This window comes from Rheinheimera sp. (genome assembly GCF_020217005.1).
GTDB lineage: Bacteria > Pseudomonadota > Gammaproteobacteria > Enterobacterales > Alteromonadaceae > Pararheinheimera.
Genome location: NZ_JAIWOI010000347.1, coordinates 1 through 10000, shown reverse-complemented (window position 1 = coordinate 10000; position 10000 = coordinate 1). Strand labels below are relative to the sequence as shown.

At 45.6% G+C, this 10000-nt stretch carries 8 protein-coding genes and 1 pseudogene; 5 read left to right on the top strand and 4 right to left on the bottom strand.

The window, feature by feature from the left end:
• Positions 1-17: 17 nt before the first annotated feature.
• Positions 18-797 (bottom strand): pseudouridine synthase, encoded by a 780-nt coding sequence (locus LDL40_RS17050; RefSeq protein ID WP_300996652.1) that lies wholly within the window; start codon positions 795-797, stop codon positions 18-20.
• A gap of 156 nt (positions 798-953) precedes the next feature.
• On the opposite strand from LDL40_RS17050, the gene LDL40_RS17045 reads away from it, so the two are divergent.
• The gene (locus LDL40_RS17045; protein ID WP_300996651.1) at positions 954-1916 is read left to right on the top strand and encodes an aldo/keto reductase family oxidoreductase; all 963 of its coding nucleotides are present in this window, start codon (positions 954-956) and stop codon (positions 1914-1916) included.
• Positions 1917-1962: 46 nt separating this feature from the next.
• On the opposite strand, the gene LDL40_RS17040 is transcribed toward LDL40_RS17045, so the two are convergent.
• The 3 genes from LDL40_RS17040 to LDL40_RS17030 all read right to left on the bottom strand — a co-directional run bounded on the left by LDL40_RS17040 (position 1963) and on the right by LDL40_RS17030 (position 6958).
• On the bottom strand, positions 1963-2790 hold the full coding sequence (locus LDL40_RS17040) for a 5'-nucleotidase, lipoprotein e(P4) family (protein ID WP_300996650.1): 828 nt from the start codon (positions 2788-2790) through the stop codon (positions 1963-1965).
• Positions 2791-2877: 87 nt separating this feature from the next.
• Positions 2878-4974 (bottom strand): hypothetical protein, encoded by a 2097-nt coding sequence (locus LDL40_RS17035; RefSeq protein ID WP_300996655.1) that lies wholly within the window; start codon positions 4972-4974, stop codon positions 2878-2880.
• A gap of 355 nt (positions 4975-5329) precedes the next feature.
• Positions 5330-6958: an electron transfer flavoprotein-ubiquinone oxidoreductase gene (locus LDL40_RS17030; protein ID WP_300996653.1), complete on the bottom strand. Its 1629-nt coding sequence runs from the start codon at positions 6956-6958 to the stop codon at positions 5330-5332.
• Positions 6959-7188: 230 nt separating this feature from the next.
• Between LDL40_RS17030 and LDL40_RS17025 the strand changes: the two genes are divergently transcribed.
• The 4 genes and pseudogenes from LDL40_RS17025 to LDL40_RS17010 form a co-directional block, all read left to right on the top strand.
• Positions 7189-7938 carry an electron transfer flavoprotein subunit beta/FixA family protein gene (locus LDL40_RS17025; protein ID WP_300996649.1) on the top strand — a complete coding sequence of 250 codons (750 nt, stop codon included), beginning with the start codon at positions 7189-7191 and terminating at the stop codon, positions 7936-7938.
• A complete protein-coding gene (locus tag LDL40_RS17020; RefSeq protein ID WP_300996648.1) occupies positions 7938-8864 on the top strand; it encodes an electron transfer flavoprotein subunit alpha/FixB family protein in 927 nt (308 codons plus the stop codon). Before LDL40_RS17025 ends, LDL40_RS17020 begins: the two co-directional genes overlap by 1 nt.
• Positions 8865-9064: 200 nt before the next feature.
• Positions 9065-9484: a hypothetical protein gene (locus LDL40_RS17015; protein WP_300996647.1), complete on the top strand. Its 420-nt coding sequence runs from the start codon at positions 9065-9067 to the stop codon at positions 9482-9484.
• 22 nt (positions 9485-9506) lie between these two features.
• Positions 9507-10000: pseudogene (locus tag LDL40_RS17010) on the top strand (DNA recombination protein RmuC); the annotation flags it as partial.

Here is a 10000-nt window from a genome sequence, read left to right as displayed (position 1 = left end):
CCAGCGCAGCTGTTTATTCATCCGTGACGTCTTGGCGATGTTTTGGCTTTTGGCGTTGTTAAAACCGAAGCTTCTTCAGTCTTGCTGGAACTTAATAACTTGCCCTCGAGATCAGCCATTTCGCTTTGAGTCAGTTCGCGGTACTGACCTACTTTTAACTCGGCCAGACGCACATTCATAATACGAACCCGCTTGAGTTTGGTGACATTAAAACCTAAAAACTCCGTCATACGGCGGATCTGGCGATTCAGGCCCTGAGTCAGCACAATATTAAAGGTTTGGCGGGAAATTTGTTTCACCTGACAAGGCAAAGTAATGGTCTCAAGGATCGGCACGCCTGAGCTCATTTTACGTAAAAAATGTTCTGTGATAGGTTTGTCGACGGTAACCACGTATTCTTTTTCGTGTTCATTGCCGGCACGCAGAATTTTATTGACGATATCACCGTCGTTCGTCAGGAAAATCAACCCCTCAGATTCTTTGTCCAGACGGCCTATTGGAAAAATCCGCTCCGGATAACCTATGGCGTCAATGATGTTGCCTTTGACATCCAACTCTGTGGTACAGGTAATACCTACAGCTTTGTGATAGGCCAGATACACCCGGCGGGGCTTGGCTTTCAGTGGTTTGCCCTGAACCAGTACCTGGTCCTGCTCCATCACTTTGGTGCCTAAAGTACCCACTACACCATTGACCGTCACCAGGCCTTGTTCAATCAGCTTGTCTGCTTCACGGCGCGAACAAAAACCTGTATCACTGATAAATTTATTTAAACGAAACAACGTAGTTTGTTCCAAAGCACCACACCCGGCAGTTGAAAAAGGACGTTAGTTTAGGTGCTCAATGCATCATGGGCAAGGCTGCTGTTTATTTTAGTCCAGAAAAATCCTGCACTATTGGCAACAGGAGCAGATCAGGTAAACTTGCCACTCACTATTAAAAAGGGACCACTGATGTTACCTATTCAGCACTATTTCCCCAAAGCCGATGCCTTAGTTTATGGTTGCATGGGATTGGGCGGCCGTTGGGATCAACCCACCACTAGCAAAGAACAACGAGATTCATCTTATACCGCCATAGATGCAGCTCTGGACGCTGGCTTTCGTTTTTTTGACCACGCCGATATCTATTGTCGTGGTAAAGCTGAAGCTGTGTTTGGCGACTACCTGGCGGCACATTCAGGTTTACGTGAGCAATTAATACTGCAAACCAAATGCGCTATACGTTTTTCCGATGCAACTTCAGTAGGGCGTTATGATTTTAGTAAAAGCTATATTCTGGATTGTGTGCATCAGTCGTTAAAACGACTGCAAACCGACTACATAGATATTCTGTTGTTGCACAGACCCGATCAACTGATGTGGGTTGATGAAGTGGCCGACGCCTTTGCAGAGCTGAAGCAACAAGGCAAAGTCAAAGCTTTTGGGGTGTCGAATTTTGGTTGGCCACAATTGCAATTGCTGCAGTCAGCATTGCCTGAACCATTGGTCGCTAATCAGCTGCAAATGAGCCTGAACGACTTAAACTGGCTGGAACAAAACGTGATGACTGCCATGCCGGAAGGTGCTGCTCATCATTACAGCTATGGTACTGTGGAATACTGTCAGTTGCATAAGGTGCAGCTGCAAGCCTGGGGCAGTCTGGCTCAGGGCTTGTTTAGCGGCGGCCGTGCGCCTGAAACCGCAGCCCAGCAGGCCACTTCTGCATTAGTGGCACAACTAGCTGCCGACTATCAAACCAGTGCCGAGGCCATAGTACTGGCTTTTTTACTGAAACACCCAGCTGGAATTCAGCCGGTGATAGGTACCACTTCACCAGCTCGTATTGTTGCTTGTCAAAAAGCCTTGTCGGTAAACCTGAGCCGCGAACATTGGTATGCGCTTTATGTTGCAGCCCGAGGTAAAGCCTTGCCTTAACAGGCGCAATAACAAAGGGCCTGATGGCCCTTTGTTATTGCAGTGACTATTGTGCTGCAGGCACTGACTGTAAATACTGACTGTTGGGTTGTTTTAAAATGGTTTGCCATGAACCATAAGTTGGGTTGGCCAACACAAACCATTTAGCGCCCCAGTAGTCCTGGTATTTGTCCACCAGAGCAGAGCGCTGTTCAGGCGTGATGTTTTTCTTCACGTCAGGCAGGAAATCACCAAAGTCATCGCCAATAGACATTACTATACGGAAATCTTTGGCTGCAAGCAGGCGACGGCTTTCCTTTTCACTGCTCCAGTTCTTTTGTTCTGACTTTAGCCAGATTTGCGAAGCGTCCACCTTTTTAATACCTACGGCTTTTAAATTACGCAGCGTATCGGCTTTTTGTGGGCAAGGTTCAGCGTTGTCGCCACGCTTTTCGCATTCCCTGTTGCTGATATACAGAACTTTTACACCTGCGGCTTCGGCTTTGTTCACAAAGGCGACTGCGCCTGGTACGGCTTTAGCTGCGGCCATCGCGACCCATTGATCCCAACGTTTTGGATCATAACCAACGTTTAACAACACGCCTTGCGCTGCTGTTGGGGAGTTGTCCAGAATGGTCTCGTCAATATCGACAATAATGGCCACAGGCAAGTCCTGATAACCGGAGGTCTGGTTTGGTAAGGCGGTCCAGCTTTTGTCTGCGATCGCATGGGGTAACTGTAAAGCAGCGGTCTGGTAGGTTTGTATGGCGCTGGCTTTAAATTCTGCAGAGGTTTGGTACCACAAGGTAGCGTTCATATTGTCATGAGGCGCTGCTTGTGCAACAAAAGTACATAAAAGTAAGCTGGTAAGCAGCGAAGATACAGAGGATTTCATCAGAGACTCCATAGGAAAATTTGCAGGCTAAAAGGACAGGGTTGTTTCTACATAAAAAAAGCCCCCGCACTGCGGAGGCCTTCAGTTTTAGGCTTTGTCCGCGGCGGGATCCGCTTTGGTCGCTTTTTCAGACTGCTTGTCTGACAGATTATTCAGTGAAATAACCTTGGTTTTACTGATCTTATGACGATAAATTTCGCGTAAATAATGAATAGATTTTTTCACACTGTCGCGGGATAACCGTATATCGTTAATAGAGACAAATTTGTCCTTATTACGGATCAGTTCACGGTATTTCTTCTCATACATAGGTTTGATGGCATACCAGTTGGTGTCCAGAATTTTTGCCGGGTTCTCAAACTCATGCAGCATATCGTCGAGGCGTTGTTCGTCAAATTGTTCATCGCGGATAAAGTCCAGCATGGCTTTGTCCAGTGCATCATTAAAACGATAGTCATCCTTGGCAAAACAGCGTTTGATAAAGGACACAATTAACGTCAGGAAATCATCACTTAAACACGGACTCTTTACAATCAAAGTGGTCAGTGAAATGTTGGCTGAAGCGCCAATAACCAGAGCATAACGTTTTAATGTAGTATTTGGGAACAAGGTGTTTAAATGGCTTTTCAGGCGATTTAAATCCATGTAAGACAGTTTGTAGTCTTTTGGTAACGAAATGATCGAAACCACAGACGAGCAGTTTTTAAAGAAGTGCAGGTCTTTTAAGTCTTTTGGATCGTAGCCACTTTTTACATAAGAAGCTAAAGCTTCACGGTAACGACCGGACTCTATAGGTAATAAACTGATGCCCTCAATGGCTTGCGTGACTTTATTGAAGTGGGGCAGGTCGATAGAGCGGAAAAACAGATCGTCTATGTTTAAACCACTGTTGCTGTTCTTATCAAAAAGCTTCAACTTATCAACAGCAGCAGGTGTACTAGGGATCACCGATTCTGCATAAGCCACAGCCACAGGGCCTGCCAGACTCATAAACAAGTCGTTGGCGTCTAACCTAATGGTCTCACCAATGTCGATACCGGCACGGCGGAAGTAATTTTCGTCGTAGTCTGTGGTGACAGCCTGTGCTGTTAAAATGTTGAAAATCTGCTGAGAAATATACTGGTTAGCATATTTTTCCATCGCATTTACATCGATATGCTGGATTTCACCATCGTCTGTTTCTTCAGCGTAACGCATGATGTCATTAGAAATCAGCATCATGGCATTCCATGGGCGAATGCGATGCATCACACTGGATTCTGGACTGTCTTCGTTTTCCAGGTTGTATGAAAAATCCCACTCTTCAGCCAGATATTTACACAATAAGCGACCTGAGTTGATGTGCAGGGCTTCTGACATCTCCACGCCATGATCGGTAATATTGGGCAGAATACAAATACCGCTGGTGAAAATAGGTTCAAACACAAAGGAGTGACCCGCGTTCGCTTCGTTTTCCAGTTCAGGTCTGGTATCAAAGGTTTTCGCCATGTAAGCATATTGCTGAGCTAAACCAAATTCAGATGCCATACCAGAACCTGTACCACCACCAGCACTGAAAATATAAAAGTACAAACGGGATTGGTTGGCTTTGATACCACAGGAATCAATCAGATAAGAGTGGATAAACTTCCAGTCAGGATTAGAGAACTTTTGTGTGTCTTTATTCAAGATGATTTTGGCCAGATACTGACCCAGAATTGGCGCGTTACCCGCACCGCCAGCATGGACTTCTGATAGGTCCATAATTTTCATCTTGTTGTAATCTTGCAAAAAGTTGGATTTTTCGCCAGTGTGCGAGAAGCGGATGCGACCTTCAATATCTTTATCCAAGTCGCCCAGCATCACCAAAGGCTCAATCAAAAATACTGGTTTTACCTGATGTGATTTGTCCAGATTCAACCCTTTTTTGATCCAGCGAACAGGACGATATTCAGTTTCTTTCTGCTGGCGCTCTTCGATATTAAATTCATTCATATAGAAACTGCGGGCGTTATAGACAAGAGACGCCACGTCCAGCGCAATATTGGAACCACAGCGTCCTAAACCAATTAAACACACAGAAGGAAACTGCTGCTGGCGTCTGCTGACGTCTTCAACATCTGAGGGCGCGATAGGGAAAACACTATTTCGCAAAGCATCCAGATTGGACAGGATCCGGCTCAGGTCGCGTTCAGTGAAATACATGTAGCGGCCAGAGCCAAAATTCAGGTCAGCTTCAGTTTCAGTCGCGGAGAATGGACGCACTGTTAAATTAACGTCGTCTTTACCGGCGCCGCTTTTTATCACTTTTGTACTCATGGATAACCTTCCAAGCTGTTTTTATTGTTCTGAGCTACTCTCGATCTGAGTCATAAACATAGACTTAGCTGTCTATTATTACAATTGGCAATGAGAACAGTACAGCAAAATCATCGAAGAGAATTGAACTTTTTGATAATCAGAAAAATAAAACTAAAAAACGCCACTGTTATATCAAAACAAATGGGATCAGAAGCTGTCGATTTTAGTTTTTTGCTTCTGATCCCATCTCCCCCTGATCTTACATATTTGGATAATTTGGACCACCTGCACCTTCCGGCGTGACCCAGGTGATATTCTGGCGTGGGTCTTTAATATCGCAGGTCTTGCAGTGAATACAGTTCTGAGCGTTGATTTGCAGTCTTGGCTGGTCATTTTCTTGTACTATTTCATACACGCCAGCAGGGCAGTAACGCTGCGCGGGCTCATCGTACAAGGCTAAGTTCACTGCAATAGGAATAGAGGCATCGGCCAGTTTTAAATGGCAGGGCTGATCTTCTTCATGGTTGGTATTAGATAAGTAAACTGAAGACAAACGGTCAAAACTAAGTTGATTGTCTGGTTTGCTGTACTGAATTTTTTTGGCTTCAGCCGCCGGTTTCAACATCAGATGGTCAACAGTGTCATCTTTTAACGTGAAGGGCAGTTTACCAGCGAAGATGTTCTGGTCCAGGGTATTAAAGGCGCCGCCCCAGAATGAGCCAAACTTGTGCATTGCCGGGCCAAAATTACGACTTCTGAACAACTCGTCAAACAACCAGCTTTGCTCAAAATGATCCGCATATTCAGTCAGGTCAGTGCCGGCCTTATCTTGTAATAAGGCTGCAAAGATGGTTTCAGCAGCTAACATGCCAGATTTCATCGCAGTGTGGTTGCCTTTAATTTTGGCAAAATTCAGCGTGCCGGCATCACAGCCTACCATTACACCTCCGGGGAAAGTCATTTTAGGCAGGCTGTTTAAGCCACCTTTTGCTATAGCGCGGGCACCATAAGATACTCTTTTGCCACCTTGCAGGTACTGTTTAATCACTGGATGCTGCTTGTAGCGCTGAAACTCTTCAAAAGGACTCAAGTGCGGATTGCTGTAGTTCAAATCAACAATCAGGCCTACCACAATCTGTTGGCCTTCAGCATGATACAAATACCCGCCACCACTGGTGTCTTGCTGCAAAGGCCAACCTGCACTGTGAACCACTAAACCTTGTTGATGTTGCTCTGCCGGAATGTCCCAAATTTCTTTGAAACCCAGCGCATAGTGCTGAGGTGAGCGTCCTTGGTCCAACTGAAAACGAGCGATCAATGCTTTGCCCAAATGGCCACGACAGCCTTCGGCAAACACTGTGTATTTCCCTTTGAGTTCCATGGCAGGGACGTAACTATCTTTGTGGCTACCGTCATGGGCTACACCCATTTCACCTGTAATTACGCCTTTCACCACATCATCTTCTATCAGTAATTCTGCGGCGGTAAAACCCGGGAAAATTTCAACACCCAGTTGTTCTGCCTGTGCAGCCAACCAACGGCATAGATTTCCCATGGACACTATGTAATTGCCTTCGTTGTGCATAGTCTTAGGCACCAGGAAGTTTGGCAATTTTTGCGCGGAGTTTTCGTCTTTCAGTAAATAAATATGGTCATGCGTAACAGCTGCGGTTACGGGGGCGTTCATTTTTTGCCAATCCGGAAATAATTCGTTTAAGGCGCGTGGCTCGAACACCGCGCCCGACAAAATATGGGCGCCCACCTCAGAGCCTTTCTCTACCACGCAGACACTAAGATCCGTGCCTGCTGTTTTGGCTTGCTGAGCTAAGCGGATGGCAGTCGACAGACCTGCCGGACCAGCACCAACTATCACTACATCAAATTCCATCGACTCACGTTCAACCACAACAACCTCAACTTATCCATCTTTTTTGTCTGGCGTTAGCCTTGTTCTGCTAATGGATGTTTATCTTGACATAAATTTTCATTCTTCCGCTGTTTGCTAGGGTATTTCAGGTTGACGTTAACGTCAACAGTAAGTAGATTGATGACCTGGAAAGAATCAGCTTTACCTGAACGTCAACTTAGGGCTAAGTATAACGGCCGAATGGGGTTTTTATGAAGATTTTAGTACCGATAAAACGGGTCATAGATTACAACGTCAAAGTGCGGGTAAAGGCCGATCAGAGCGGTGTAGATTTAGCTAATGTAAAAATGGCTTTAAACCCGTTTTGTGAAATTGCAGTAGAAGAAGCTGTTCGGTTAAAAGAGGCGGGCGTTGCGACTGAGGTTGTTGTTGTCTCTATTGGTCCCGCTGCAGTGCAGGAACAATTACGTACCGCTATGGCTTTGGGTGCTGATCGTGCTTTACAGATTGACACCGAGTTAAGTTTAGATTCGCTGCAAGTAGCGAAGTTATTAAGCAAGGTCGTAGCTGAAGAGCAACCACAGCTGGTGATTTTGGGTAAACAAGCCATAGACTCAGATAATAACCAGACAGGTCAAATGCTGGCTGCATTAACTGGCATGGGTCAGGGCACTTTTGCTTCAAAAGTGTTAATCGCTGATGGCAAAGTAAAAGTTACCCGCGAAATAGACGGTGGCTTACAACAAGTAGAACTGACTTTACCTGCTGTGGTATCAACTGATCTACGTTTAAATGAACCGCGTTATGCTTCATTACCAAACATCATGAAGGCAAAGAAAAAGCCTTTAGACGTAAAAACTGCAGACAGCTACGGTGTGAACCTGAGTTCTAATGTAACAACACTAAAAGTCACAGCACCGGCCTCGCGTCAGGCAGGTGTAATAGTAAGCTCAGTAGACGAGTTAGTAGCCAAATTAAAACAAGAAGCGAAGGTGATCTGATGAGCATTTTAGTAATAGCCGAACACAATAATCAGAACCTGAAGCCTGACACTCATAAGGCAGTTAAAGCCGCAAGTAAGATTGGTGGTGATATTCATCTGTTGGTCGCAGGTTTTAATTCTGCAACTGTTGCTGCAGAAGCTGCGACTTTGCAGGGAGTGACTAAAGTATTGCACGCCGATGCAGCAGTTTATCAACATCAGTTAGCGGAAAATATCAGCCTGTTGGTGACGGATTTAGCCAGGGACTACCAGCATGTAGTAGCCAGCGCCACCACAAACGGCAAAAACTTTTTGCCACGGGTTGCTGCGTTGTTGGATGTTGCCCAGATTTCAGATGTGATAGCTGTTGAAGGCGCAGATACTTTTGTACGTCCTGTATACGCAGGTAATGCAATTGCGACAGTGAGAACAAGCGATGTAATCAAGGTACTTACTGTTCGATCAGCTGCTTTTGATGCAGTTGAGACAGGCAATAACGCCCCTATAGAAAGCCTTAGTTACAGCAGGGATGCCGGTATATCTGCTTTTGTCAGCGAAGAGCTGACAAAATCTGAACGTCCGGAATTGACTGCAGCCCGCGTGATCATATCTGGCGGCCGTGGTATGCAAAATGGCGAAAACTTTGCGCTATTAAACGGTATAGCCGACAAGCTGAACGCTGCTATTGGTGCTTCACGCGCTGCAGTAGACGCGGGTTTTGTGCCAAACGATATGCAAGTTGGCCAAACAGGTAAAATTGTAGCTCCGGATCTCTATATTGCCGTCGGCATCTCTGGTGCCATCCAGCACTTAGCCGGTATGAAAGACTCTAAAGTGATAGTGGCCATCAATAAAGATCCTGAAGCGCCAATTTTCCAGGTGGCTGATTATGGTTTGGTTGGCGATTTGTTCGCTATCCTGCCAGAACTGGAAGCCAAAATTTAATACCCCAAGGGTCAGGACAATAATTGCAACAGACAATGTGTCCTGACTCCAGTTCCATCTTTACTCAAGTTAATAAATTGCTTACAAATTTCCTCGCTAATTCTATTGTTCGCTTCGATTTCAATCTCTAAGATAAGCTACTCATAAGCCGTCGTGCGCTTCGTAGCCCTTTAGCCAAGCAAAATTTTTTGGAGATAAAAATGAATAAATCGTTAACTGTAGCAGTGTTGCTTTTATCTCTGAGCGGCTGTGCAACTGTTCCAACCCAAAAAGATAAGTTGGCCACTCAATTAGATGGTCCGTTGGCGCAGCTACAATTAGATACCCGTCAGTTGCAACTGCGACTGGAGCGTCTGACAGAAAATAAAGACTGTACTGAAGACAGCCAATGCAAAGTCGTAGGAGTGGGTTCCAGACCCTGCGGTGGGCCAGAGCAGTATTTGATCTACTCTACACTGCACACAGACGAAAAAATGTTAAGCTACACCAACGATCGTTACCAAAAGCTAAAAAAGCAGCAAAATGAGAAGCTTGGCTTAATGTCTACTTGTCAGATGCTGCTAGCGCCTGTCAGTGCTTGTGTCGAAAACAAATGCGCCATAGGCAATCCAAGCCGCTAAAAGATTTGATGCAGAGAGGACCATGACCCCAGAATTTTTATTTATCTTCGCTGGCTTTTTTACTCTGGTTTTAGTCAGCTGTGGGTGGGGTTTATGGTATTGGCGTCGCCAGGCACTAAAGGCGCAGCACGATCTTTCAGCACTGCACACCAGCCATCAGTTACTGGCACAACAGTGCGGGCAGGCTCAGCAACAACTGTTGCAGATTCAGCAGCAGTTACAGCAAGCACAGGACGACTTTAAAGACTTAAGTTACCAGCAGCAGAAATACGCTGCAGAGCTTGCCCGTAGCCAAAGCCAGTATCAGCAGGTGTCAGAACTCTGGGCTGAGTTAAAACAGCAGTACCAGAGCCAGCAGCAGGATTATATGCAGCTGCAGCGCGAACACAGCGCGTTGCAAATCAGTTTAAAAGAAAAGCAGCAGCATTTTGCCGAGCAACAAGCCTTGTTGCAAAACAGCAAACAACAACTCAGCCTTGAATTTCAGCAGCTGGCGCAGCAAATATTTGAAGATAA